At 61.1% G+C, this 22,879-nt stretch carries 30 protein-coding genes; 15 read left to right on the forward strand and 15 right to left on the reverse strand.

The window, feature by feature from the left end:
• The first annotated feature begins 2 nt into the window (after nt 1-2).
• The 4 genes from ACR0J5_RS18480 (at nt 3) to ACR0J5_RS18495 (ending at nt 2,259) form a co-directional block, all read left to right on the forward strand.
• On the forward strand, nt 3-761 hold the full coding sequence (locus ACR0J5_RS18480; protein WP_480655993.1) for a F0F1 ATP synthase subunit A: 759 nt from the start codon (nt 3-5) through the stop codon (nt 759-761).
• A 69-nt stretch (nt 762-830) separates the two neighbouring features.
• On the forward strand, nt 831-1,055 hold the full coding sequence (locus ACR0J5_RS18485) for a F0F1 ATP synthase subunit C (protein ID WP_005981269.1): 225 nt from the start codon (nt 831-833) through the stop codon (nt 1,053-1,055).
• 86 nt (nt 1,056-1,141) lie between these two features.
• A complete protein-coding gene (locus ACR0J5_RS18490) occupies nt 1,142-1,693 on the forward strand; it encodes a F0F1 ATP synthase subunit B' (protein ID WP_480655995.1) in 552 nt (183 codons plus the stop codon).
• A gap of 5 nt (nt 1,694-1,698) precedes the next feature.
• Nucleotides 1,699-2,259: a F0F1 ATP synthase subunit B gene (locus ACR0J5_RS18495; protein WP_480655997.1), complete on the forward strand. Its 561-nt coding sequence runs from the start codon at nt 1,699-1,701 to the stop codon at nt 2,257-2,259.
• Between the two features lie 57 nt (nt 2,260-2,316).
• On the opposite strand, the gene ACR0J5_RS18500 is transcribed toward ACR0J5_RS18495, so the two are convergent.
• Together ACR0J5_RS18500 and ACR0J5_RS18505 are read right to left on the reverse strand one after the other, a co-directional pair.
• Nucleotides 2,317-3,015: a hypothetical protein gene (locus ACR0J5_RS18500; protein WP_480655999.1), complete on the reverse strand. Its 699-nt coding sequence runs from the start codon at nt 3,013-3,015 to the stop codon at nt 2,317-2,319.
• Between the two features lie 129 nt (nt 3,016-3,144).
• A complete protein-coding gene (locus tag ACR0J5_RS18505; RefSeq protein ID WP_480656000.1) occupies nt 3,145-3,915 on the reverse strand; it encodes a FadR/GntR family transcriptional regulator in 771 nt (256 codons plus the stop codon).
• A 149-nt stretch (nt 3,916-4,064) separates the two neighbouring features.
• Between ACR0J5_RS18505 and ACR0J5_RS18510 the strand changes: the two genes are divergently transcribed.
• The 3 genes from ACR0J5_RS18510 to ACR0J5_RS18520 all read left to right on the forward strand — a co-directional run bounded on the left by ACR0J5_RS18510 (nt 4,065) and on the right by ACR0J5_RS18520 (nt 8,473).
• Nucleotides 4,065-4,472 carry a hypothetical protein gene (locus ACR0J5_RS18510; RefSeq protein ID WP_480656002.1) on the forward strand — a complete coding sequence of 136 codons (408 nt, stop codon included), beginning with the start codon at nt 4,065-4,067 and terminating at the stop codon, nt 4,470-4,472.
• Between the two features lie 140 nt (nt 4,473-4,612).
• Nucleotides 4,613-8,068 (forward strand): AAA family ATPase, encoded by a 3,456-nt coding sequence (locus ACR0J5_RS18515; protein ID WP_480656004.1) that lies wholly within the window; start codon nt 4,613-4,615, stop codon nt 8,066-8,068.
• A gap of 54 nt (nt 8,069-8,122) precedes the next feature.
• The gene (locus tag ACR0J5_RS18520; protein WP_480656006.1) at nt 8,123-8,473 is read left to right on the forward strand and encodes a hypothetical protein; all 351 of its coding nucleotides are present in this window, start codon (nt 8,123-8,125) and stop codon (nt 8,471-8,473) included.
• 25 nt (nt 8,474-8,498) lie between these two features.
• Here the strand turns inward: ACR0J5_RS18520 and ACR0J5_RS18525 are convergent, their stop codons facing one another.
• From ACR0J5_RS18525 to ACR0J5_RS18540, 4 genes are all read right to left on the reverse strand, one after another.
• The gene (locus ACR0J5_RS18525; RefSeq protein WP_480656008.1) at nt 8,499-8,930 is read right to left on the reverse strand and encodes a lipocalin-like domain-containing protein; all 432 of its coding nucleotides are present in this window, start codon (nt 8,928-8,930) and stop codon (nt 8,499-8,501) included.
• Between the two features lie 81 nt (nt 8,931-9,011).
• Nucleotides 9,012-10,175 carry a lytic murein transglycosylase gene (locus tag ACR0J5_RS18530; RefSeq protein WP_480656010.1) on the reverse strand — a complete coding sequence of 388 codons (1,164 nt, stop codon included), beginning with the start codon at nt 10,173-10,175 and terminating at the stop codon, nt 9,012-9,014.
• A gap of 11 nt (nt 10,176-10,186) precedes the next feature.
• Complete coding sequence (cbiB, locus tag ACR0J5_RS18535; protein ID WP_480656011.1) at nt 10,187-11,107, reverse strand: adenosylcobinamide-phosphate synthase CbiB; 921 nt, start codon at nt 11,105-11,107, stop codon at nt 10,187-10,189.
• A complete protein-coding gene (locus ACR0J5_RS18540; protein WP_480656013.1) occupies nt 11,104-12,093 on the reverse strand; it encodes a threonine-phosphate decarboxylase in 990 nt (329 codons plus the stop codon). Before ACR0J5_RS18540 ends, cbiB begins: the two co-directional genes overlap by 4 nt.
• A 158-nt stretch (nt 12,094-12,251) precedes the next feature.
• Between ACR0J5_RS18540 and ACR0J5_RS18545 the strand changes: the two genes are divergently transcribed.
• Nucleotides 12,252-12,614, forward strand: coding sequence for a response regulator transcription factor (locus ACR0J5_RS18545; protein ID WP_480656015.1), 363 nt, complete (start codon nt 12,252-12,254; stop codon nt 12,612-12,614).
• Here the strand turns inward: ACR0J5_RS18545 and ACR0J5_RS18550 are convergent.
• On the reverse strand, nt 12,596-13,585 hold the full coding sequence (locus ACR0J5_RS18550; protein WP_480656017.1) for a glutathione S-transferase family protein: 990 nt from the start codon (nt 13,583-13,585) through the stop codon (nt 12,596-12,598). The genes ACR0J5_RS18545 and ACR0J5_RS18550 overlap by 19 nt on opposite strands.
• Before the next feature lie 211 nt (nt 13,586-13,796).
• Here ACR0J5_RS18550 and ACR0J5_RS18555 point away from each other — a divergent pair, with 211 nt between their 5' ends.
• A complete protein-coding gene (locus tag ACR0J5_RS18555; RefSeq protein WP_480656019.1) occupies nt 13,797-14,150 on the forward strand; it encodes a hypothetical protein in 354 nt (117 codons plus the stop codon).
• On the opposite strand, the gene ACR0J5_RS18560 is transcribed toward ACR0J5_RS18555, so the two are convergent.
• Entirely contained in the window at nt 14,147-14,647 is a 501-nt protein-coding gene (locus tag ACR0J5_RS18560) for a L,D-transpeptidase family protein (RefSeq protein WP_480656021.1), read from the reverse strand. The genes ACR0J5_RS18555 and ACR0J5_RS18560 overlap by 4 nt on opposite strands.
• A 23-nt stretch (nt 14,648-14,670) precedes the next feature.
• A complete protein-coding gene (locus tag ACR0J5_RS18565; protein WP_480656023.1) occupies nt 14,671-15,843 on the reverse strand; it encodes a MalY/PatB family protein in 1,173 nt (390 codons plus the stop codon).
• 94 nt (nt 15,844-15,937) lie between these two features.
• Between ACR0J5_RS18565 and def (ACR0J5_RS18570) the strand changes: the two genes are divergently transcribed.
• From def (ACR0J5_RS18570) to speB, 6 genes are all read left to right on the forward strand, one after another.
• The gene (gene def / locus ACR0J5_RS18570) at nt 15,938-16,456 is read left to right on the forward strand and encodes a peptide deformylase (protein WP_480656025.1); all 519 of its coding nucleotides are present in this window, start codon (nt 15,938-15,940) and stop codon (nt 16,454-16,456) included.
• A complete protein-coding gene (gene def / locus ACR0J5_RS18575; protein WP_480656027.1) occupies nt 16,453-16,947 on the forward strand; it encodes a peptide deformylase in 495 nt (164 codons plus the stop codon). The genes def (ACR0J5_RS18570) and def (ACR0J5_RS18575) overlap by 4 nt, the downstream gene beginning before the upstream one ends.
• 2 nt (nt 16,948-16,949) lie before the next feature.
• Entirely contained in the window at nt 16,950-17,864 is a 915-nt protein-coding gene (fmt, locus tag ACR0J5_RS18580) for a methionyl-tRNA formyltransferase (RefSeq protein WP_480656029.1), read from the forward strand.
• A 5-nt stretch (nt 17,865-17,869) separates the two neighbouring features.
• Nucleotides 17,870-18,106 carry a hypothetical protein gene (locus ACR0J5_RS18585; protein ID WP_170387214.1) on the forward strand — a complete coding sequence of 79 codons (237 nt, stop codon included), beginning with the start codon at nt 17,870-17,872 and terminating at the stop codon, nt 18,104-18,106.
• A 1-nt stretch (nt 18,107) separates the two neighbouring features.
• Nucleotides 18,108-18,344: a GlsB/YeaQ/YmgE family stress response membrane protein gene (locus tag ACR0J5_RS18590; RefSeq protein ID WP_480656031.1), complete on the forward strand. Its 237-nt coding sequence runs from the start codon at nt 18,108-18,110 to the stop codon at nt 18,342-18,344.
• 63 nt (nt 18,345-18,407) lie between these two features.
• Entirely contained in the window at nt 18,408-19,229 is an 822-nt protein-coding gene (gene speB, locus ACR0J5_RS18595; protein ID WP_480656033.1) for an agmatinase, read from the forward strand.
• Between the two features lie 2 nt (nt 19,230-19,231).
• Here the strand turns inward: speB and ACR0J5_RS18600 are convergent, their stop codons facing one another.
• The 6 genes from ACR0J5_RS18600 to ACR0J5_RS18625 all read right to left on the reverse strand — a co-directional run bounded on the left by ACR0J5_RS18600 (nt 19,232) and on the right by ACR0J5_RS18625 (nt 22,766).
• Nucleotides 19,232-19,831 (reverse strand): COG3904 family protein, encoded by a 600-nt coding sequence (locus ACR0J5_RS18600; RefSeq protein ID WP_480656035.1) that lies wholly within the window; start codon nt 19,829-19,831, stop codon nt 19,232-19,234.
• A gap of 17 nt (nt 19,832-19,848) precedes the next feature.
• Entirely contained in the window at nt 19,849-20,472 is a 624-nt protein-coding gene (locus ACR0J5_RS18605; RefSeq protein WP_480656037.1) for a trimeric intracellular cation channel family protein, read from the reverse strand.
• On the reverse strand, nt 20,469-20,936 hold the full coding sequence (gene rnhA, locus ACR0J5_RS18610; protein WP_480656039.1) for a ribonuclease HI: 468 nt from the start codon (nt 20,934-20,936) through the stop codon (nt 20,469-20,471). Before rnhA ends, ACR0J5_RS18605 begins: the two co-directional genes overlap by 4 nt.
• On the reverse strand, nt 20,929-21,513 hold the full coding sequence (locus ACR0J5_RS18615) for a class I SAM-dependent DNA methyltransferase (RefSeq protein ID WP_480656041.1): 585 nt from the start codon (nt 21,511-21,513) through the stop codon (nt 20,929-20,931). The genes rnhA and ACR0J5_RS18615 overlap by 8 nt, the downstream gene beginning before the upstream one ends.
• Nucleotides 21,510-21,962: a DUF3429 domain-containing protein gene (locus ACR0J5_RS18620; RefSeq protein WP_480656117.1), complete on the reverse strand. Its 453-nt coding sequence runs from the start codon at nt 21,960-21,962 to the stop codon at nt 21,510-21,512. Before ACR0J5_RS18620 ends, ACR0J5_RS18615 begins: the two co-directional genes overlap by 4 nt.
• Before the next feature lie 228 nt (nt 21,963-22,190).
• Nucleotides 22,191-22,766, reverse strand: coding sequence for a LabA-like NYN domain-containing protein (locus ACR0J5_RS18625; RefSeq protein WP_480656043.1), 576 nt, complete (start codon nt 22,764-22,766; stop codon nt 22,191-22,193).
• Nucleotides 22,767-22,879: the final 113 nt, after the last annotated feature.

Genomic DNA, 22,879 nt, shown 5'->3' on the forward strand with positions numbered 1-22,879 from the left:
ACGTGGCAACTGAGACCACCGCAGCAGAAGGTAGCAGCCTGGTATTCCACCCGATGGACCAGTTCATCGTCAAACCGTTGTTCGGCGACGGTGCGGTGGGCATGTTCACGATCACCAACGTAACGCTGTGGCTGTTCTTTGCGATCGTCGCAATCCTGCTGCTGCTGGTCGTGCCGACCTCGAAACGCGCCATCGTTCCCAGCCGGTCGCAATCGGTGGCTGAATTGGCCTATGGCTTTATCTACAAGATGCTGGAAGACATCTGCGGCAAGGAAGGCATCAAGTACTTCCCTTATGTCATGACGCTGTTCATGTTCATCGTCTGCGCCAACTTCCTGGGCATGATCCCGACATCTTTCACCACCACATCGCATTTCGCCGTGACCATCCCGCTGGCGCTGGCCGTGTTCCTGACCGTGACCATTCTGGGCTTTGTCAAGAACGGTGCCGGGTTCCTGAGCCTGTTCTGGGTGTCCAGCGCACCGCTGGCGCTGCGCCCGATCCTGGCGATTATCGAGCTGATCTCGTATTTCGTACGCCCGGTCAGCCACTCCATCCGTCTTGCCGGTAACGTCATGGCAGGCCACGCGGTGATCAAGGTGTTCGCAGGCTTTGCCGCGATTGCCGTGATCTCGCCCGTATCCGTTCTGGCGATCACCGCAATGTATGGTCTTGAGGTCCTTGTGTCCTTTATCCAGGCCTACGTTTTCACCATTCTGACCTGTGTTTACCTCAAGGACGCTCTGCATCCGCATCACTGATCAGGCGCGCGCCTGAGCACAGGAACGATACCCAAACATCGAAACTTCCAATTCGTAAGGAGAAACATCATGGAAGGCGATCTCGCACACATCGGCGCAGGCCTGGCAGCAATCGGTTCCGGCGCAGCCGCAATCGGGGTAGGCAACGTTGCAGGCAACTTCCTGGCCGGCGCCCTGCGCAACCCTTCGGCGGCTGCTTCGCAGACCGCAACCCTCTTCATCGGTATCGCATTCGCAGAAGCGCTGGGCATCTTTGCATTCCTGGTCTCGCTGCTGCTGATGTTCGCCGTCTAATCTGCGGAACCTGATCCTTACGCGCAGGTGGGCCCAAGCCATAGCGGCCCACCTGTTGTAAAGACAACGTTCCGACGGAGGACATCATGGCGACTGAACCCATTAGCGAAGAAGTAGTTGGCTCGTGCGTCGACTCGCATGGCTCTGCCATCGGGATGCCTCAGCTCTGCTTCGATTGGTTCCCCAACCAGATTTTCTGGCTGGTCATTACGCTGGTCGTCATCTTTCTGGTCCTGTCCCGCGTGGCTCTGCCCCGCATTGCGGCAATCCTGGCTGAACGTCAGGGGACCATTACAAATGACCTGGCTGCGGCCGAAGATCTGAAGGCCAAAGCGGTCGAGGCCGAAGAGGCCTATAACAAGGCGCTGGCCGATGCCCGTGCCGAGGCGCAGCGTATCGCTGCCGAAGCACGTGCGGAAATCCAGTCTGGTCTGGATGACGCAATTGCCAAGGCGGATGCGGAAATCGCTGCAAAGGCGGCTGAATCGGAAAAGGCAATTGCCGACATCCGTGCCGGTGCGCTGGAAAGCATTCAAGTGGTTGCCAAGGATACGGCGGCTGAACTGGTCACCGCACTGGGCGGCGAGGCGGATGCCAAAGCCATCAACAGTGCCGTAGATGCGCAGACGAAAGGATAAGTGACATGCGGAATATTCTTGCCCTTATCCTGACCTTCGGCGCGGCCAGCCCGGCTTTTGCGGCCAAAGGCCCGTTCTTCTCGCTTGGCAACACTGACTTTGTGGTCCTTTTGGGCTTCATCGTCTTCATCGCGGTCCTGTTCTATTTCAAGGTCCCCGGCATGATCGGCGGCGCGCTGGACAAGCGGGCCGAGGGCATCCAGTCCGAATTGGACGAAGCCCGCGCCCTGCATGAAGAAGCACGCAGCCTGCTGGCCTCGTATGAGCGCAAGCAGCGCGAAGTGCAGTCTCAGGCGGATGCTATCGTAGCTGCGGCCAAAGACGATGCGGCACTGGCGGCTGAGCAATCCAAGGTCGATCTGGAGAAATCCATTGCACGCCGCCTGGCGGCCGCACAGGATCAGATCGCGTCGGCAGAGGCATCTGCTGTGAAAGAGGTGCGTGATCAGGCCATCACCGTTGCCGTTTCGGCGGCAAATGCGGTTCTGGCCAAACAGATGACGGCGACACAAGCCAACAAACTGATTGATGCGGCAATCGCCGATGTCGGCGAAAAGCTCCACTAAAATCAGATTGTGAAAAGTAAGAAGAACCCGGCCTTAGCGCCGGGTTTTTTCGTTTGATCAGGCCGCTGTGGGCATCGAAGGCAGTCGGTTCACGATGCCTGCATATTCGGGGGATGCGACAAACAGCTCGGGCAGCTCATCAATGATAACGTCGATTGGGTCGTACACCGCAGACGCCTGTGTCAGGATGTCTTCGGGGATTGCCTTTGGTGCTCTGTTCGCACGTGCGGGGAGATCAAACTCCATACCCAGAAAATCCGCCACGTCACCCTGCCTGCGCCAGATCGCATCGTAGTTCAGGCACAGAACAGGCACGTCGGTGAATGTGGCCCATTGCTTCATCTGCTTGGCCTGATTGAGGACATCATACCGAAACAGATCCTCGAACGTGCCATCGGCGTGAAGGTGATTGAAATGCTGTTCCACCCACTCGGGGCCGAACCGTTCCATCGCTGAATAGACCGACAACGCTGAATCCTTGGTCGACCCAAAGCAAAACAGAACCTTGACGTTTTTCCGTGTTTTCAGCGCGTCGGGGAAATCATGAGTTTTCACAAAACTGCCCGGCTCAAGGTACGCCGTTGCCAGTTCCTGCTCGAAAACAGCGGTGATCTTTCGTTTCCAAGGTCCCCATTGTTTCTGAGCCTCCGCCATCCACAATGCTTCGAACATCAATGTGCTGCCAGATCGGCCATTGCTGGCCACGATAACGCAGGGTGCATCCTGAGTGGGTCTGCCGCGCTGAAAAAGGTTCATTCATTGCCCCGATGTTGCTGCGTAAGAGCGGACTCGCAGTAAGGATGCCGATATGTGTACGTATCAGTTAAATTTCCAGTAACAGAAAAACAATCACCTGTGAGGTGACGATGGTTTTCTTGGGCGCGCTTATGCCTGCCCGGTCTCGTGCTGCAACCGTTGTTGGGCGATGGCCTCGTTGCGCTGGGTTTTCTGGTGATCTTCCATGCTCTGCTGCACAAAGCTGAGATGGTTATGGACAGCCTCGCGCGCGCCTTCGGCATCGCGGGCCTGTAGTGCGGTATTGATCGCGCGGTGCTGATCCAGAATGGCGCCCCGCGTGGTTTGTTGCTGAAACATGATCTGTCGGTTGTAGAAGACGCCCTGTTGCAGCAATTCATACATGGATCGCATCATGTGCAGCATGACCACGTTATGGCTGGCCTCGATGATGGCCATGTGAAACTGGGCATCCAGTTGCGCCTCGTCTTTGGAGGCGTTGCGTTTATGGGCAGTTTCCATCTTTTCAAAGATCGTCTGTACGACTTTCAAATCGCTGTCCGAACCCCGCCGGGCGGCGCGTTCTGCGGCCAGCCCCTCAAGATCGCGGCGGAATGAGATATAGTCGGCCACGGCCTCCTCGTGGCTGCCGAACAGCCGGACAAGGGCGGGCGAAAACGCTGATCCCAACACGTCAGCCACATAGATGCCGGACCCGGCCTTGGCAGTTAGCAACCCCTGATCCTGCAGGTTTGAAATCGCTTCACGCAGCGAGGGGCGCGATACCCCCAGCCGGTCCGCCAGCTCTCGCTCCGCCGGGAGGCGTTCTCCGGGGCGCAGGATGCCGCGCAGGATCAGCATCTCGATCTGTTTGACGACAGCAACAGACAGCTTTTCAGGTTGGATTTTTTGAAAGGGCATGCAGGCGTTTTCCGAAACTGGTCAGATCATATGACCACGTAATAAAGGTTGGCACAAGAATAGGGGACTCCGAGAGCGCAATATTTGCGAGGTGATCTGCCATCGGGGCGGAAAGGTTTTGTTAACCATCATCCATCAAAGATCGCGTGATGATGCGCTATCTTTCCCTTTTGGTGTTGGCCGCTTGTTCCGCAGGCACACCGCATTTTCGCGATGTTCCTGCCACCCGTGTTGAGGTGAACGGCAGTGTGTTTGACGTGCGCGTGCGCGGTGATTTGGCCGAGGCGGTGCGGGTCAACACCCAATACGCGCCACGGCTGGGCCCGATCCGCGATCGCGCGGGGCTGGCGATGGCGCAGGTGTCGGGTTGCCCCATTCTGGATGTGCTGGGCGATGCAGCGGTGACGATTGGCGTGCTCGGCTGCGACCGCGAGGCGGGTGAGCGGTTGCTGCTGACCGCTGTGTCTACCCCGAACTACGAATGTGTGGATACGGGCATCTTTGACCATATCGGTGGCGGTTACGGCTATCAGGTCTTTGAGTGTACGCCCTACTGATATACGCGTCTTTCTGCGTATTTTTGCAAGATATTGTGGATAAGTCCGGATGATATCCCATATCCTGCGCAACTCCGTTGACACGTCCACACTCCGTTGCGCAGACTTCAAGCATATAGGAATCACGGGACCCATTGCCTTTGCGCTTTAGCAAACTCAAACTCACCGGCTTCAAAAGCTTTGTCGATCCGACCGATCTGATCATTGCGGACGGGCTGACCGGCGTGGTGGGTCCCAATGGGTGCGGCAAGTCCAACCTGCTCGAGGCGTTGCGCTGGGTGATGGGGGAAAACCGTCCCAAATCCATGCGCGGCGGCGCGATGGAGGATGTGATCTTTGCCGGGGCAGCCACCCGCCCGGCCCGTAATTTCGCCGAAGTGGTCCTGACCATGGACAACTCGGAACGGTTGGCCCCTTCGGGCTTCAATGACGCGGATCAGTTGGAAATCGTGCGTCGCATCACCCGCGACGTGGGCAGTGCTTATAAGACCAACGGTAAGGACGTGCGCGCCCGCGATGTTCAGATGCTGTTCGCTGATGCCTCGACCGGGGCGCATTCGCCTGCGCTGGTGGGTCAAAACCGAATTGCCGAGCTGATCAATGCCAAGCCCCGCGCGCGACGCCGTATTTTGGAAGAGGCTGCTGGAATCTCGGGCCTGTATCAACGTCGGCACGAGGCCGAGCTGAAGCTGAAGGGCACCGAGGCCAATCTGACCCGTGTGGATGATGTGTTGGAACAGCTGGGTGCTCAGCTGGCGCAACTCGCCCGTCAGGCCCGCCAGGCCGCGCGCTATCGCGAGATTGGTGAGCAGTTGCGTCAGGCCGAGGGCATGCTGCTGTATCGCCGCTGGAAAGAGGCGGATATGGCCCGCCAGCAGGCCGAGGAAAAGCTGCGCGAACGGATCACCGATGCCTCGCGCGCCGAGGCTGAGGCCCGCGCGGCTGCCGCCCGGCGGGCTGAGATCGAAGAGACCTTGCCGCCCCTGCGTGAAGAAGAGGCCATCGCCGCCGCGGTGTTGCAGCGCCAGCAGGTGCAGCGTGACCAGCTGGCCGATCAGGAAACCCGTGCCCGCCAGACCATCGAAACCCTGACCAACCGTATTCAGCAGCTGGGCAATGATATTGAGCGTGAAACCGGTCTGAACCGAGACGCAGGCCAGATGATCGAACGGCTGGAATGGGAAGCCCGTGAGCTGGCCAAGGCGGCCGAGGGCCATGACGACAAAGTGGCTGAGGCAGCCGAGATCGCGCGCGAGGCGGCCTCGGTCCTGCAGGACCGCGAAGACCACCTGTCTCAGGAAACCGAGGATATGGCGCGCTTGGTGGCCCGGCATCAGTCGGCGCAACGTCTGGTCGAAGACAGCCGCAAGACGCTGACCCGGTCCGAGGCCGAGGAAGACAAGGCGCGCGGCGCCGTGAATGAGGCCCGCGAGGCACTGACCCGCGCTGCCGAGGCGTTTAAAACCGCACAAAAAGGCGAGGAAGAGGCGCGCGTTGCCGCTGATGCCGCTGAGCAGTCACTGGCCCAAGCCGATGAGCTGCGCAACGAGACGCAGGCGCGCGAGGCCGAAGCCCGGGCGCAGCGGTCCGAGGCCGAAGGCGAACTGGGTGCGATCCGCGCCGAGACCACGGCCCTGGCCAAACTGGTGGAACGGGACACGGCCGAAGGCGGTCAGGTGCTGGACCTTCTGCGTGTCGCTCCGGGTTATGAAAAAGCACTGGGCGCGGCGCTGGCGGATGATCTGCGCGCACCGCTGGTCGAAGGCGACGGGCCGTCGGGGTGGGTGCAGGTCGCAGGTTATGACAGCGACCAACCCTTGCCCGAAGGGGCAGAACCGCTTGCCCTGCATGTATCGGGCCCTGACCGGCTGAGCCGACGTATCGCTCAGATCGGGTTGGTGGACGCGGATCAGGGCGCGCGGCTACAGGCTGCTTTGAAGCCGGGCCAAAGGTTGGTGTCGCGGTCTGGTGATCTGTGGCGCTGGGACGGGTTCCGCGCCTGGGCCGAGGATGCGCCAAGCGCCGCAGCGTTGCGGCTGGAACAACTCAACAAGCTTGAGGCACTCAAGCAGGAGCTCACCCGGACCGAAGCGCAGGCCGACGGCGCCCGTGCCGCGCATGAGGCCCTGTCGCAGCAGCTGGCCGAGGTCACCGAGGCTGACCGCCGCGCGCGCGAAGCCCGCCGCGCTGCTGATCAGCGCATGGCCGAATCCGCTCGTCAACTGAGCCGGGCCGAAGCGGATCGCAATCTGGGGCAGGGCAAACTTGAGACGCTGACCCTCGCGGTTGACCGCCACAAAGAAGACGCCATGTCCGCCCGCGCCCAACTACGCGAGGCTGAGGCGGCGCTGCAGGATCTTGGCGATTTGGACAGCGCCCGTGCGCAGGTCGAGGACATCAAACAGACGGTTGAGGCGGCGCGCATCACCATGCTGACCCATCGGTCGACTCATGACGAACTGCGCCGCGAGGGTGAGGCCCGGACCCGTCGCTCGCAAGAGGTGACGAAAGATCTCAGCGGGTGGAAACACCGTTTGGAAACGGCCGAAAAGCGGATTTCCGAACTGGCTGAACGCAAGGAAAGCTCGGAAGGGGAGTTGTCCGAGGCCACCGCTGCCCCCGGCGAGATTGCCACAGAACGCGAGAAACTGAATGAACTGATCGTCGAGGCCGAAGCCCGGCGTGCTGAGGCCGCTGACAAGCTGGCCGGGGCCGAAACCCAGCAGCGCGAGTTGGTCTTGGCCGAGCGGGACGCCGAGCGTGTCGCCTCGGAAGCGCGCGAGGCCCGCGCAGCCGCCGAAGCGCGGTGCGACGGGGCGAAGGAAAGCGTGACAGCTGCCGCAGAGCGTATTGCCGAGGATCAGCAGCTGACCCCGAACCAGTTGCTGAACCAGTTGGACGTGAACCCCGATCAAATGCCCGCCGCCGACGCGCTAGAGGCTGAGGTCAACCGCCACAAGCGTCAGCGCGACGCGATGGGGGCCGTGAACCTGCGCGCCGAGGAAGACAGCAAAGAGGTTCAGGAAGAATTCGACACGCTGAACAGCGAAAAGGCCGATCTGGAAGAGGCGATCAAAGCCCTGCGCAGTGGTATCGCCAGCCTCAACCGCGAAGGGCGTGAGCGTCTGCTGACTGCGTTTGAGCAGGTGAATTCGAACTTCGCCATGCTGTTCAAACACCTGTTCGGCGGCGGTGAGGCTAATCTGGTCATGGTCGAAAGCGACGATCCGCTGGATGCGGGGCTTGAGATCATGTGCCAGCCGCCGGGCAAGAAACTGTCGACGCTCAGCCTGTTGTCGGGGGGCGAACAGACCCTGACCGCGACGGCGCTGATCTTTGGCGTCTTCCTTGCCAACCCCGCCCCGATCTGTGTGCTGGATGAGGTCGACGCGCCGCTGGACGACGCTAACGTCACCCGCTTCTGCGACCTGCTGGATGAGATGTGCCGCCAGACCGACACGCGGTTCCTGATCATCACCCACCACGCGGTGACGATGGCGCGGATGGACCGGCTGTTCGGTGTGACCATGCAGGAACAGGGCGTCAGTCAGCTGGTCTCGGTCGATTTGAAAAAGGCCGAGGCGATGGTGGCCTGACACCTCACCGCAACGTTATGACCGGATTGCGCCACAACAGGGTAGGCTGGTTGCATGATACGGTACTTGACCCTCGCCCTTCTGATCGCGTCCCCGGCCACCGCCACCGAATGGCGCACCAAGCCCGGAGACGTCCCATTGTCACCCACCGAACTGGCCGCGTTGGAGGGGCGTACGTTCACCTTTTACGATGACGGTCAGGCCGCATTTGCTGCCGACGGGGCCTATTCCTATACCTACGCCAGCGGAGACGCGGCCTTTGGCACCTATTCCATCGCCGAGGACGGCAGCGTCTGCATTGCTTATCGCAACGGGTTCAGCCGCTGCGATCTGTATGTGCGAAGTGGTGAGAGGTTGATCCTGATCGATGAGAAGGGTGATCGGTATCCGGTTAGGTCAGAGTGAAACCGGCCTTAGATTGGTCCTGACCCTAACGCGACGTCCGTTCCCATTCGACAATCGCGGTGACTTTCTGGCCTTGAAACACCGCTCCGGCGGCGCTGAGGGTCAGGCGCTCTCCGTCAAACGCGATCTTGCGGATCTGGTCGGTTCCAACCCAATTCGGGCACGACGCCTGCGTGACGGAATGTATCACGTGATCGCCCTTGTCGATAAAATTGCCTGAATATGTGATCTGCGACTTCATCGCAGCCGAGTCTTCAGCTTCGGTGCCTCCGAATGGGTCGTTGCTGGCATAAGGCTGGCGATTGGTGGCGCTGAGTTGAACGAACACAAAACCATCCGGGGTATAACTGATATACCCAGACGCTTCTTCCCCCAACGGGTAAATGCGGGTTCCATCGGGGCATAGATTATACCAGGCCACAAGGGACCAGGTTCCTGTCAAAGGCGATGCGGGCATGAAAAATCCTTTGCTCCATGGCTTGCAAACAATTCATCCGCCCCGGCGGGTGAGGCGGATTGAAGGGCTAACTTTGCCATCTCAGAGCTTATTCAACAACTCCACCGTCGGCCACGCATCCGCAGGCAGTCCCAGCCGCTGCTGCTCGGCCTGAACAGCCGCGCGCGTTCCGGCACCCAGAATGCCGTCGATCTTGCCCACGTCATAGCCTCGGGCCTGTAGCTTGCTTTGCAGTTGCTTCATCTGCGCCGCGTTCAGCCCCTGCGCCGGGTTGCCTGCGTTGTAGACCTGCGCGCCCTCAAGGCGGGTGCCGAAATAGGCGGCGGTCAGGACGTAGGTAAAGCTTTGGTTCCACTCGAAATAGACGTCGAAATTGGGATAGGCTAGAAACGCCGGCCCCTTATGTCCTTGCGGCAGGATCAGCGAGGCAGGCAGGTTCGCCAGCGATCCGCCGCGCGCCTGCACGCCCATGGCCTGCCATTCGGACACCGGGCGCGGTTTGCCGGGGCCGGACAGGGACCAGTCCAAATCTGCGGGCACCGTGACCTCTTGCAGCCACGGCTGACCCGGCTGCCACCCCAGACCCGAAAGCATCTTGGCCCCCGACATCAACGCATCGGGCGCTGAGGTTTTCAGCGACACTTTGCCGTTGCCATCCCCGTCGACGCCGTTTTCCAGAATGTCGCGAGGCAGCATCTGCACCATGCCGATCTCTCCGGCCCAGGCCCCTGTGGTGCGGGCGGGGTCGAAATTACCCTGTTCGTACAGTTCGATGGCGGCGAAGATTTGCGGGCGGAACAGGTCGGGGCGGCGGCAATCATGGGCCAGTGTCACCAGCGCGTTACGGGTGTTGAAATCCCCCTGAACGGCTCCGTAGTCGGTCTCGAATGCCCAGAAGGCCAGCAAAACCCCGCGCGAGATGCCGTATTCGGCCTCGATCCGGTCAAACACCGCGTCGTATTTGCGCGACATGGCCTGCCCGCGATCGATCCGGTTTTGCGAGATCAGGCGGCGGGAAAAGTCGATGAAGGGGCGTTGGAACACGCCTTGCGCCCGGTCGGCTTTCAACACGGCCCCGTCCTGCTGCACCCCTTGGAAGAACGCGTTGACGGTGGATTTGTCAAACCCTTGCTGGACGGCCTCGGCCTTGAGCCCTTTGACAAAGGCGTTAAACCCGCCGCCACATTGGGCAAAGGCGGGCGAGGCGAACAGGGCGGCGGCAACAAGGCCGGAAAGAAAGCGCATGGGCGGGTCCGTCAGACTAAGAAACTGACCCCAACCCACACCGACACGAGGCCAAGTGCAAGCCCCCAAACCCGCCAGAGCATATCGCATGCGCGGAAAACCTCTGACGCGCCGATCTCTTGCGGGGCGTCGCCGTTGACCCAGGCCAGATCGCGGATCTGGCCGTCATAGCTGCGCGGGCCTGCCAGGGCCACGTTCAGGGCGCGCGCCATCGCCGCCTCGGGCCAGCCTGCATTGGGCGAGATATGGCGGCGGGCATCGGCGACCATTTCAGGCCAACGCGCCCATTGGCCCGACAGCGCCACGATCATCACACAGGTCAGGCGCGCCGGGATCAGGTTCAATACGTCATCCAGACGCGCGGCGGCCCAGCCGAACGCTAGGTACTTTTCGTTCCGATAGCCGATCATGCTATCGGCTGTGTTGACCGCCTTGTAGATCAGCAAGCCGGGCAATCCGGCGATCAGGAACCAGAACGCAGGCGCAATCACCCCGTCGCTGAGGTTTTCTGCGGCGCTTTCGATGGCCGATCGGGCGACCTGCGCTTGCGACATGTCCCGTGTGTCGCGTGAGACGATCATGGCCACCTTTGCCCGCCCCTCCGGCAGGGAGATTTGCAGCCCTTCGCCGACGTCGCGCACATGGGTCACCAACGATTTCTGTGCCAGAAGGATGGCGCAGATGAGGACCTCGACCACAGGTCCCAACGGGGACAGCACGCGCCCAAGGGTCAGCGCGCCGCCCACCAGCAGGATGACAACCGCGACGCCTTTGAGCCGCTTGTGTGCCCCATGGTTCAGGCGCTGGTCCAGCAGGCTGATGACATTGCCCATCATCACGGCCGGGTGTTTCACCCGCGACCACAGCCAGTCCGGTTCGCCCAATGCAGCGTCCAGGCACATGGCGCAGACCAGCAGGAATGCGGTGCTCACAACGCAGCCTCCAGCCTGGCCCAGCCGCCCACAGAGGGAAGACCCAGCCGCAGGTAGGTTTGTGAATAGGGGAAGATGCGGCTCCAGATATGGGCGCGGGCCAGACGGGTTTGCCAGGCGGCGGCGCTGTCGACCTCATAGAGGCGGAACAGGGTCGTGCCGCCCACAAGCGTCGCGCCTTTTGAGGTCATCAGGGCATCCAGCCGCGCCGCCTCAGATGTCAGGTGCTGACGGGTGGCATTGGCCCAGCTTGGGTCGCTCAGCGCTTGGGTCCCGACCCGCAGGGCTGGGCCGGAAACAGCCCAAGGGCCGGTCAGGTCGTTCAGGCGGGCGATCAGCTCGGGCCGGCCAATGGCAAAGCCCAGCCGCATACCGGCCAGCCCCCAGAACTTGCCAAAACTCTTGAGCACCACAACACCGGGCCGCGCGGCGAGGTGGATCAGGGATGTCTCAGGGCTGACATCGCAAAAGCTTTCATCGATCACGGTCAGCGGTGCGTCGACATCAGCCTCGGACCAGACCCGCCCATCGGGGTTGTTCGGGTGCACGATGACGCGCGCATCGGCAGGGCCGTCGGGCTGCACTGTCCAACCTTGCGCGGCAAAGGCGGCGGCGTGTTCGTTATAGGTGGGCGTTGTGATCTGAACCCGCCCCTGCGGCGCTAGCGCCGGGATGCGGGCAATCACGGCTGAGGCCCCGGGCGAGGGCAGAACCGCAGCCCCGTCTGGTACGGACCAGAATTGCCGCGCGGCCTCTGCCAGCCTTTCAAACGCGCCATGGTCGGGCAGTTCTGCCCAATCGGCATGGGTCAGGTCCGTGACGGGGTAGGGATGCGGGTTGATTCCGGTGGACAGGTCCATCCAGTCGGCGCGTGTTCCGCCATAGCTGGCGATGGCCCCATCCAGCCCGCCGCCATGATCGCGGGCGGCACGGGGATTCAAGTTTTCGTCAGGGCCTGCCATGGGTTTCTCGCCGGAATCGCTCATTTCCGCTTGCTTCAAGCGGATTTTCGCCGTTTGCACAAGCAATTCCCTTCGATCAGGGACGCCGGTCGCGAGCGTTAACACTTTGTTAAGGAATAAGCGAGATCACGATGAACGGGGGTCGGCACCACTCACTCTTCCTAGTGCCGAGGTTGTTGAAAATGAAAGTTCTGATTGTTGAGAGTAACCCCGACCTTGGTCGGGTCTGGAAAAGGCATCTTGAACGTCACGGCGCCGAAGTCTCGCTGGTGGCGGGCCAAGAGGCTGCTATTCTTGCGCTTTATGGCCAGGATTTTGAGATCATCGTGCTTGATCTGGTTCTGGAAACCGGCAGCGCGCTGGCTGTGGCCGATTTCGCCAGTTACCGCCGCCCCGAGACGCGTGTGATCTTTGTCACCAACACCACCTTCTTCTCGGACGGGTCTATCTTTGCGCATAGCCCGAATGCCTGTGCCTATGTCCAAAGCGAAACGCCGCCAGAGGATCTGGCGGCGATGGTCGAACATTACGCGGCGGGGCGCTGACCCCGGCCGTGGGGTTCTGAATAATCCAGCACCGGGTTCACCGGGATGATCCGGTGCGGATTTATCGTCTCGTGACTATAGTGATAGTGGCGCACGATATGGTCCATATTCACCGTCCCGGCCACTCCCGGCCATTGGTATAGCTCTCGGGTATAGGCCCACAGGTTCGGATAATCGATCAACCGACGGCGGTTGCATTTGAAATGCAGGTGATAGACCGGATCGAACCGGATCAGGGTGGTGAACAGGCGCCAATCGGCCTCGGTCAGGCGATCCCCCATCAGATAACGGTTGCTGACCAGCCGCGCCTCAAGCCAGTCCAGCGTGTCGAACAGGGGGGTGACGGCGGCGTCATAGGCGCCTTGGCTGGTGGCAAAGCCGGATTTGTAGACGCCGTTGTTAACATCGGAATAGATGCGCGCGTTGACCTCTTCGATCTCATCCCGCATCGGTTCGGGCCAATAGTCATCCGTGTTGCCGGTGATCTCGTCAAAGGCCGAGTTGAACATGCGGATGATTTCCGAGCTTTCGTTCGACACAATCGTCTGTTGGGCCTTGTCCCACAGGATCGGCACGGTCACACGGCCCGAATAGGCCGGGTCGGCTTTGGTGTAGACTTGATGGGCAAAGTCGAACCCGTGCAGCGTGTCACCGGTTGCCCCGTGATCGTCCGTCTTGAACGTCCAGCCCTTGTCCAGCATGTCCGGATGCACGACCGAAACGTCGATCAGATTGGTCAGCCCTTTCAACTCACGAAAGATCAACGCGCGATGCGCCCAGGGGCAGGCGTGGCTGACATAGAGGTGATAGCGTCCGGGTTCTGCCTTGAACCCGCCCTTGCCCGAGGGGCCGGCGCTGCCGTCGGGGGTCAGCCAGTTGCGAAATTGCGCGGCGCTGCGTTTGAACGCGCCGCCGGTGGATTTGGTATCATACCAGGTGTCATGCCATTTGCCGTCAACCAACAGGCCCATCTTGCATCCTCCGCTTATGCGTTTTGGCAAAGATAGGGCCTTGCCGGGGCGCGTCACATGCCCGACGGCGCGCATGGTCTCTGCGCTGGTGCACAGGCGGGGTTGAGATTTCCGCGCAACAGGCGGCGGGGGTTTGGGGCTATGTGACCACCTTCACTAGATATTTACAGTCAGTGGGTCACAATAGTTCGGGCTTCCGGGGGGAATTGTTATGACGACCTATGTTTCTAAAGAAATAAGCGCCGAATTGGATGCGGCGCGAATCGCAGGATTGAAAAAGACCAGCCGTCTTCGTGTAGAATTCGGCGACAATACATTTAAAATTCTCAGATTGTGGAGGGACGGCTTCACGGTTGAGGCTGAGACGACGCCGCAATTGCGTGGGCTGGTCGATATCTATGACGGCGCGCGTCACCTGTACCAATGCCTGATCATCGCGGATGAGGCGCAGGCGGGTGAGATGCGGTACGACTTCAAACGCAGCACCGCCGCGGCCGACACGGCTCCGCTGGACTTTTATCGCGCGCCGGACGCGCCCATCGCGCTGTTGGGATACGAAGACTAGGGGCGGATTTCCACCGTTGTCCCATTTGGTGTCAGGCTCCAAAGCCGCGCCATTTCGACATTTGACAAGGCGATGCAACCGGCCGTCCAGTCGCCCGGGAGGGTCAGCCCCACTATACCGTTCGGCTGTCCATGAATGAAGATATCGCCCCCCGGATCAACGCCCTGAGCCTGGGCGCGGGTGACGTCTTCGGGTTTGGGATAGTTGATCCCAAGAGACAGGTGAAAGGCGCTTTGGGGATTGCGTCGGTCTATCGTAAACGTCCCGATGGGCGTTTTCCCGTCACCTTCCTGCTGTTTGTCACCTTGCGGAGCGAACCCCAGCGCGACGTCCGCCTGCATGACGACCGCTCCGTTCAAGGACGCGGTCAAGCGCCGGGCGGATTTCTCGATCAGGATGTGGTCAATCTGCGTAGCCACAGGCGCCATCGCAGGCGCGGGCGGGCGCGGCCCATATCGCTGCCATGCCACCCATGCCGCGCCGATCAGGCACAGCATGAGGGTTATCTTTAGCGCCCACTTCACTGCAAATCGGCAAAGGCATGTTTCAGGCGGGCGCAGGCATCCTCGACCCGGCTGCGTTGGGTGGCCAGGTTGAACCGCTCAAATGTTTCTCCGCCCGCGCCGAAGCCAGGTCCAGAGGAGGTGGCGATCTTGGCGTCGTCGCGCAGGCGGCGGATGAACTCATCGTGATCCATACCGGTGCCCGAGAAATCGACCCACGCCAGATAGGTGGCCTGCAACGGCATGGACCAGAGGCCGGGAATCTCGGCAATGGTGGCGTCAAACAGCCTGCGGTTACCATCCAGATGCGCGATCTGCGCGTCGACCCACGCGGCCCCCTCGGGCGAGTAGGCCGCGGTGATCATGGCCACCCCCAACGCGCTGGGATCATAATCCAGCGTCTGAATGCGGTGCCGCATGGCCGCGCGCAGCGCAGGGTCGGGGATGATCATGTTGCCTGTGCGCTGGCCTGCGATGTTGAACGTCTTGGAGGCCGCCGTCAGGGTCACGGTCCACGCCCGCGCATCCGGTGCAGCCACATCCATCGGCACGAAGGTGTTGCCGGGATAGACCAGATCATGGTGAATTTCGTCCGACACAAGGATCAGTCCGTTGCGCTCGGCAAAGGCGGCGACGGCGCGCAGTTCATCGGGCGTCCAGACACGGCCCGACGGGTTCTGCGGCGAACACCACAGCAACATTTTTTCAGTTCCGTCCAGTCGCGATTGGGCGTCATCCAGATCAAGCGCGTAGGTATCGCCGTCACGTAACAACGGGCATTCCACCACACGGCGACCGGTTTTGTTCACCTTGTGGGCGAACTCGTGGTAGACGGGCGTGAAGATCACCACCCCATCACTGGGTTCCGTCCACACGTCCAGACACAGGGCAATCGCGTTGCCCAGACCTTGCGAGGTCAGCACCCATTCCGTGTCGATGTCCCACCCATGGCGGGTCTTCATCCACCATTGGATCGAGGCCAGATACTCTGGGTGCATCCAGGAATAGCCAAACGCACCGTGGTCCGCGGCGGCGCGCACCGCTTCGATCACGCAGGGCGCAGTGGCATAGTCGGAATCGGCGGTCCACATGGCCAGCCCATCCTTCGGAGAGACGCCATAGAGCGTCTCCATCTTATCCCATTTTGAACTGTTGGTGCCCCGGCGGTCGATCAGGTCGTTGAAAGTCATGTCTGCTCCGTCTGTTGGGGGGAAAGCTAGCCACAATTGCAGCAGGCGCAAGGGGGGCGTTGCGGCGGGGGGCGGGATGGCCTAAATCAACCCCATGAAACGCAATATCCTGATCCATCCCGACCCCCGTCTGAAAAAGGTCTGCGCCCCGGTGGCCGATCTGTCGGACGCGCTGCGCACTTTGGCAGACGACATGCTGGAAACGATGTATGACGCCCCCGGCATCGGGCTGGCGGCACCGCAGATCGGTGTGCTGGACCGCCTGATCGTAATGGATTGCGTCAAGGAGGAGGGTGAGGCCCCGCGCCCCCTGATCATGTTCAACCCCGAGATCGTCGCCTCATCCGACGAAACCAATGTCTATGAGGAAGGCTGCCTGTCGATCCCCGAGCAATATGCCGAGGTGACGCGCCCCAAGGTGGTGGATGTGGCCTGGATCGACCGCGACGGCAACGCGCAGCAAGAGACGTTCGATGGTCTCTGGGCCACCTGCGTGCAGCATGAGATCGACCACCTGAACGGCAAGCTGTTCATCGATTACCTCAAGCCTTTGAAACGGCAGATGATCACGCGCAAGATGCAAAAACTCAAGCGCGAGCAGGCGCGCTCATGACCGTGCGCAGCTGCCTGCCGTGGCCCGACAAGCGCCTGCGCACCAAGGCCGAGGATGTGGCCGAGATCACCGATGAGGTCCGCGCCATCTGGCAGGACATGATCGACACGATGGAGGCGATGCCCGGCGTTGGCCTCGCCGCCACGCAGATCGGGGTGATGTTGCGGCTGGCGGTCGTGGATGGCTCGACCGAGCGGGGCAGGGCCGTTCGTTTGGCGAACCCCGAAATTCTGCACAGCTCAATCGAGTTGCGTGAACATGATGAGGCCAGCCCGAACCTGCCCGGTGTTTCGGCCAAGGTGAAACGCCCGCGTGCGGTGACAGTGAAGTTTCTGAACGAAAACGGCATGATCGACCGACGCGATTTCGTGGGAATCGAGGCCACCAGCGTGCAGCATCAGATCGACCATCTGAATGGGCGGATGTATTTCGACCGGCTCAGCAAGGTCAAACGCGACATGCTGCTGCGCAAAGCCAAAAAGCAGGGGTAGCGATGCGCGTTGTCTTTATGGGGACACCTGATTTCTCGGTCCCGGTGCTGGATGCGCTGGTCGGGGCCGGGCATGAGATCGCGGCCGTATACTGCCAACCCCCACGCCCGGCTGGACGCGGCAAGAAGGACCGACCGACGCCTGTTCATGCTCGGGCCGAGGCGCTGGGGCTGATGGTGCGCCATCCCGTTTCGCTGAAATCGGCAGAGGAACAGGCGGCGTTTGCCGCGCTGAACGCAGATGTGGCGGTTGTCGTGGCCTACGGCCTGCTGCTGCCGCAGCCCATTCTGGACGCGCCCAAACAGGGGTGCCTGAACATCCACGCCAGCCTGTTGCCGCGTTGGCGCGGGGCCGCGCCGATCCACCGGGCGATCATGGCAGGCGATGCGCAAACCGGCATCTGCATCATGCAGATGGAGGCCGGGTTGGATACCGGCCCTGTCCTGCTGCGGCAAGCCACCGATATTGGGGCCGAAGAAACAACAGCTCAGCTGCATGACCGCCTGTCGGGTATGGGCGCTGGCCTGATTGTGGACGCCTTGGCCAATCTGTCCGACCTGACGCCCGACCCGCAGCCTGCCGAGGGTGTCACCTATGCCGCAAAGATCGACAAGGCCGAGGCGCGGGTCGACTGGACCCGCCCGGCGGTTGAGGTTGATGGCCAAATCCGCGGCCTGTCGCCTTTCCCCGGTGCGTGGACCGAAATCGGGGGGCAGCGCGTCAAGCTGCTGGCGTCGGCGCTGGCCGAAGGTCAGGGGCAGCCCGGAGAGGTTCTGAACGATGCCCTCCGCGTGGCCTGTGGCGATGGTGCGGTTGACCTGCTGCGCCTGCAACGTGCAGGTAAGGGGGCGCAGGATGTGCAAACCTTTCTCCGGGGCTGGCCGGTTGACGCCGGAACCCGTCTGAATGCGGGGTAGATCAGATGTTCATGGTTCTGATGGGAACAGTCGTGATTGCCGGTATCGTAGGCTATCTGTCCGAAAAGACGGGCTTTACCCATAACGGCTATCTGCCCTCGATCATCATTTGCGTGGGCGGCGCGTTCCTGTTCTACTTTGTCCGCATCATGTTCGGCATCAGCTTTGGCCCTCCGGGCCTGAATGCGGTGCTGTCATCCATCGGTGCGCTGATCATCGTACCGACTCACTGGAGGAAATAGCGTGCCCGTCCTTGCCCTGATCGTGATCGGAGCCGCCGCCGGATTTCTGGCCACGCGGCTGATGCGGATTGAGGCGGACATTCCAACCACCATGCTGATCGGTATCGTGGGGGCGTTGGTTGGCGGGTTTCTGTTGCGGGCCTTGATCACGGTGGCCGGCTGGCTGTCGGGTTTTGTGGGCGCCGTACTGGGCGCGCTTTTGGTGATCTGGATTTGGCAGACATATCTGCGGCGCTAAGCGCTTGACGTCTGTGCGGTTTCCCGGCCAGATCGCCGGAACACAATACCCTGAGGAAACTCCATGTCCGACGATCTGAACCCCGGTGACGTTGCCCTGATGGGGGTGCCGCTGGATTTGCACTCATCCTTCCTGCAAGGGCCCGCCTTTGCGCCGGGCCGCATCCGCGAGGCGCTGCATTCGGGGGCCGCGAACCTGACCGCCGAGGATGGCACCGATCTGGGGGCGACGGATCGGTTCAAGGATACCGGCGATCTGGATGTGTTCGAGATGATGGGACAGGAACCCATCGACCGGATCGAAGCCGGGGCTGCTGCCCGCATCGCCACAGGCGCGCGGCTGTTGTCGCTGGGCGGCGATCACTCGGTCGCGTATCCGCTGATCAAGGCGCATGCAGAGCGGTATGAGGGGTTGAACATCCTGCATATCGACTCGCATCCCGACCTCTATGACAGCCAACAGATCGGTCCGCTGGGCCATGGTTGCCCGTTCGCACGGGTGATGGAGACCTGCCGGATCAACCGTCTGGTGCAGGTCGGCATCCGCACCATGAACAAACACCAGCAAGAGCAGGTCGACAAGTTCGGGGTCGAGGTGATCGATATGCAAAGCTGGAGCCCCGACCTTGAGATCAGCTTTGACGGGCCGGTGTACCTGTCGCTGGATCTGGACGCGCTGGACCCGGCCTTTGCGCCCGGCGTGTCGCATCACGAACCCGGCGGGCTGAGCACGCGCGAAGTGATCAACCTGATCCACCGGTTCAAGGGTCAGCTGGTCGGCGCGGATATTGTCGAGCTGAACCCCCATCGCGATCCCTACGGGATGACCGCGATGGTGGCGGCGAAATTCGTCAAGGAAATCGGCGGGCGGTTGTTGGCGCGCTGAGCTCAGCGCGCATCGCAGAGTGCAGGCGCGCCAAGGCGCGGTGACCGGGTTGTGCTCAGGTCATATTGATCCGCCTCGGCCGCTGTCATCCAGTGCATGCCCTCGGCGGGGGCGGCGTCAAGCGTGTACCAGTAAAACGCCTCATCCACGCCAATATCCGCGTAGTAATCCAGATACCGGTCATGCTCGGGGTCGTCTTGGGGGATTTCAGTCGCCACGATGTTCCAGCCGCCCCAGCTGTGGACGCCGACACAAGCCCCCTGTTCCAGAACGCGCCGGTTGCCCGCCAGAAACAGGTCCGTCCCGCCCGAAGCCACCAACCCGTCCGAGGGCACAACAGTGTCGAACCCCAGCTCACGTACAACGCGCGAGAAGATGACATTGGAATCGTCGTCAATCGAGCCTTCGATATTCTGCAGCACCAGCGTTTTGATCTGCGGATTTTCCCGCGTGATGTCCTGAAACGCGCTGAGCGTGGTGTGGTCGATGGTGCCGACGGCTACGATTTCGTCCCCTTGCGCCACGAATTGCACCGGGTCGTCTTGCGTGCCACAGGCACCCAGCAGCGTGAGACCAAGCAATACGTAAACGGATCGTTTCATGGAAAAGGGTTTCCTTTTCAAACGCGCGGCGGACGGCTTTTGTAGACGGGCAGTTTCCAGCCAAACAACAGCGATCCGGCCCGCAAGGCCCAGCAGATCAGGGCGCAGGCAGCCAAGGCCACAATGGGTTCAAAGCCAAAGCGGTTTAAGGCCACGGCCCCAAGTGCACCGGCAAAGGCGCAGGAGACATAAAGCTCACCTTGCTTCAGGACCAAAGGCACCTCATTGCAGACCACATCGCGCATCAAGCCGCCCAGACACCCGGTGGAAATTCCCATCAACACGACAACGACGCCGGGTTTGCCAAGGGACAGGGCAGCGGCAGTGCCTGCGGCGACGGCAATGGACAGGGCGAAACTGTCCAGCCAGATCAGCCAGTTATATCTGCTTTCAACCCGATGGGCGGTGAAAAAGACCAGCACGGACGCGGCGACCGCGATCAGGATGTAATCGGGTTGTCCGACCCAGAAAATGGGGTGCCGGTCCAGCAACAGGTCGCGCACCGTGCCGCCGCCAACAGCGGTCAGGCTGGCGATGAAGGCAAACCCCACCAGATCAAGCTGTGCCCGGCTGGCCACCAGCGCACCCGTCAGCGCGAAGACGAAAACCGAGGCATAGTCCAGCAGGGCAAGCCAGGTCACGACTGCGCCTTTTGCGGCTTGAACGGGGCCATGCCGGCGCGGGCCAGCTCATCGGCCTTTTCGTTTTCGGGATGCCCGGCATGGCCTTTGACCCATTCCCATGTCACATCATGGCGGGTTTGCGCCTCGTCCAGCCGCTGCCACAGATCGACATTCTTGACCGGTTTCTTATTCGAGGTCTTCCAGCCGTTCCGCTTCCACCCGAAAATCCAGCCGGTCACGCCGTTTTTCACATAGGCACTGTCGGTGACCACAGTGATGGTTGAGGCGCGCTCTAACGTCTCAAGCGCGCTGATCGCGGCCAGCAATTCCATGCGGTTATTGGTGGTCTCGGCCTCGCCGCCCTTGAGCTTGCGCTCTTTCAGAACGGTGTCGCCGTCCATCGCGCGCAACAGCACGCCCCAGCCTCCGGGGCCGGGATTGCCGGAACAGGCGCCGTCGGTATAGGCAAAAAGCTCAGGCATGGGCCAGCACCAGAATGAAGCCGTCGTAAGACCCGGCCAGACCCGAGCCCACACCCGTGGTGATCTGATTGACGGTAAAGCCTGCCTGTTCCAGCGCCGCTTCGATCTCGGTCTGAGAGAAATAGGTGTAATAGCGGTCCAGATCGTCGCGATGTTCGCCCGTGCCCAGCTTCAGGCCCAGAAAAAAGATGCCGCCGGGTTTCAGCGCGCGATGGATGGTGGCCAGGTGGCGCGGAAAATCGGCGCGCGGGGCATGCAGCAGGGAAAAGCTGGCATAGACGCCATCATATTCGGCCTCTTCGGTCACGTCGTCGAAGGTGCCCAGATGTGCGTCGACGCCGTTTTCCCGCGCGTGTTCGACAAAGGCTGGGGTGGCGTCCAATGCGCGCACGCGCAGCCCCTGGCGCATCAGAAAGGCACTGTCGGAACCGGGCCCCGAGCCCAGATCAAGGACATAGCCCGTCCCAACAGCCTCGGCGAAGGCCAAGCGCGCCTCGATCTGTTCGGGAGGCAAGGGGACCTGCAGGTATTCGGTCACGCGGGTGGAGTACGCGTCGATTGTTCGTTTATCGGTCACAGGTACACTCCTACGGCAAGACAGGCCACGACGACGGCAGTCAGGGTTACGCGCAGGCGCAGCCACCATGTGGGGGTCAAACGCCAATAGGCAAACAGGGCATCCAGAACCAGCAAACCGGCAAAGCCGTACATCAGATATGTGCCTGCGCTGACCGGGCCGCCTCCGGTTTTGAAGAACGCCCAGAGGGCGGGCAGAACGGACAGACCGTAGCAGACCGCCGCCTTGCTGCCCGAGGTTTTGGTGGCAAAGCCCCACAGCACCCCCGACATGAAGCTCAGGATCACCGACCCATAGAAAAGCTGCACATAAGGCCCCACCATACGCGCGCCGAACGTCTGCGTGCCCCATGCGTGCAGGTCATCGTTCAGGTAGGTCAGCGCGCCCCAGATAAAGGGGATCAGCCCGGCCAGACCGAGGATAAGAGGGGTTCTGGGCACGCCGCTCATACGGGGTGCCCCGGTACGCAGGGTGTTGGGAATGCAGTGGCCTTCATGAGACACAGCTACGTCTTTTGACCGCCTTGGTCCAGACGCCTCCTTGTCATTTGCCTGACATGAATCAGCGCTAGACAAGAGGTGTTTTTAGTACCTATTCTTAGTTAAAAAAGGCGCGGTCAGAACTTTGATGTCCGGCCGCGCCTGTTTTCTTCCCCGATTTGGTGAGTGGTTCGGGGTTTATTGTCCACCGGCAGCTGCAACGTTGCGCGGCTCCATCGGCATTTCGCGCGGCGGGCGTCCGATGACGTCGCGCAGGTCTTCCAGTTCGATGAAGTTGTCGGCCTGGCGGCGCAGTTCGTCCGAGATCATCGGCGGCTGGCTGCGGATGGTCGACACGACCGACACGCGCACGCCCTGACGCTGCAGGCTGGCAATCAACGGACGGAAATCCCCATCGCCCGAAAACAGCACGATATGATCAACGCGCGGTGCGAGTTCCATGGCATCGACTGTCAGTTCGATATCCATGTTTCCTTTGACTTTCCGACGCCCCATGCTGTCGGTGTATTCCTTGGCCGGTTTTGTCACCATGGTGAAGCCATTGTAATGCAGCCAGTCAACCAGGGGACGGATCGGCGAATACTCGTCGTTCTCCAGAAGCGCTGTGTAGTAAAAAGCACGAAGCATTTTGCCGCGGCGCATGAATTCCTGGCGCAGCAATTTGTAGTCGATATCAAACCCCAGTGCTTTTGCGGCCGCATAAAGATTCGAGCCGTCGATGAACAGCGCTAGCCGTTCGTCTTTATAAAACATAAATAGTTCCTTCCGGTACAAACCAGCGACGCCGGGTGATAGGTGAGTGAGCTAGTAATAATGCAGCGCGCTGATATGCGTATAATTAGGGCATTCGATGCATATCGCAAGCA

This window comes from Ruegeria sp. BE1, from assembly GCF_056538885.1.

Excerpts from the sequence above, each read along its gene's own strand:
- ACR0J5_RS18505 (WP_480656000.1), bottom strand. The coding sequence starts at position 3,915 with ATGCCCTTTCAAAAAATCCAACCTGAAAAGCTGTCTGTTGCTGTCGTC.
- ACR0J5_RS18495 (WP_480655997.1), top strand. The coding sequence starts at position 1,699 with ATGCGGAATATTCTTGCCCTTATCCTGACCTTCGGCGCGGCCAGCCCG.
- ACR0J5_RS18540 (WP_480656013.1), bottom strand. The coding sequence starts at position 12,093 with ATGAGCGATTCCGGCGAGAAACCCATGGCAGGCCCTGACGAAAACTTG.
- ACR0J5_RS18585 (WP_170387214.1), top strand. The coding sequence starts at position 17,870 with ATGTTCATGGTTCTGATGGGAACAGTCGTGATTGCCGGTATCGTAGGC.
- ACR0J5_RS18490 (WP_480655995.1), top strand. The coding sequence starts at position 1,142 with ATGGCGACTGAACCCATTAGCGAAGAAGTAGTTGGCTCGTGCGTCGAC.
- fmt (WP_480656029.1), top strand. The coding sequence starts at position 16,950 with ATGCGCGTTGTCTTTATGGGGACACCTGATTTCTCGGTCCCGGTGCTG.
- ACR0J5_RS18600 (WP_480656035.1), bottom strand. The coding sequence starts at position 19,831 with ATGAAACGATCCGTTTACGTATTGCTTGGTCTCACGCTGCTGGGTGCC.
- ACR0J5_RS18625 (WP_480656043.1), bottom strand. The coding sequence starts at position 22,766 with ATGTTTTATAAAGACGAACGGCTAGCGCTGTTCATCGACGGCTCGAAT.
- rnhA (WP_480656039.1), bottom strand. The coding sequence starts at position 20,936 with ATGCCTGAGCTTTTTGCCTATACCGACGGCGCCTGTTCCGGCAATCCC.
- ACR0J5_RS18530 (WP_480656010.1), bottom strand. The coding sequence starts at position 10,175 with ATGCGCTTTCTTTCCGGCCTTGTTGCCGCCGCCCTGTTCGCCTCGCCC.
- ACR0J5_RS18520 (WP_480656006.1), top strand. The coding sequence starts at position 8,123 with ATGATACGGTACTTGACCCTCGCCCTTCTGATCGCGTCCCCGGCCACC.
- ACR0J5_RS18485 (WP_005981269.1), top strand. The coding sequence starts at position 831 with ATGGAAGGCGATCTCGCACACATCGGCGCAGGCCTGGCAGCAATCGGT.
- def (WP_480656025.1), top strand. The coding sequence starts at position 15,938 with ATGAAACGCAATATCCTGATCCATCCCGACCCCCGTCTGAAAAAGGTC.
- ACR0J5_RS18555 (WP_480656019.1), top strand. The coding sequence starts at position 13,797 with ATGACGACCTATGTTTCTAAAGAAATAAGCGCCGAATTGGATGCGGCG.
- ACR0J5_RS18510 (WP_480656002.1), top strand. The coding sequence starts at position 4,065 with ATGATGCGCTATCTTTCCCTTTTGGTGTTGGCCGCTTGTTCCGCAGGC.
- ACR0J5_RS18565 (WP_480656023.1), bottom strand. The coding sequence starts at position 15,843 with ATGACTTTCAACGACCTGATCGACCGCCGGGGCACCAACAGTTCAAAA.
- def (WP_480656027.1), top strand. The coding sequence starts at position 16,453 with ATGACCGTGCGCAGCTGCCTGCCGTGGCCCGACAAGCGCCTGCGCACC.
- ACR0J5_RS18560 (WP_480656021.1), bottom strand. The coding sequence starts at position 14,647 with ATGCTGTGCCTGATCGGCGCGGCATGGGTGGCATGGCAGCGATATGGG.
- ACR0J5_RS18550 (WP_480656017.1), bottom strand. The coding sequence starts at position 13,585 with ATGGGCCTGTTGGTTGACGGCAAATGGCATGACACCTGGTATGATACC.
- ACR0J5_RS18500 (WP_480655999.1), bottom strand. The coding sequence starts at position 3,015 with ATGAACCTTTTTCAGCGCGGCAGACCCACTCAGGATGCACCCTGCGTT.
- ACR0J5_RS18525 (WP_480656008.1), bottom strand. The coding sequence starts at position 8,930 with ATGCCCGCATCGCCTTTGACAGGAACCTGGTCCCTTGTGGCCTGGTAT.
- speB (WP_480656033.1), top strand. The coding sequence starts at position 18,408 with ATGTCCGACGATCTGAACCCCGGTGACGTTGCCCTGATGGGGGTGCCG.
- ACR0J5_RS18545 (WP_480656015.1), top strand. The coding sequence starts at position 12,252 with ATGAAAGTTCTGATTGTTGAGAGTAACCCCGACCTTGGTCGGGTCTGG.
- ACR0J5_RS18620 (WP_480656117.1), bottom strand. The coding sequence starts at position 21,962 with ATGAGCGGCGTGCCCAGAACCCCTCTTATCCTCGGTCTGGCCGGGCTG.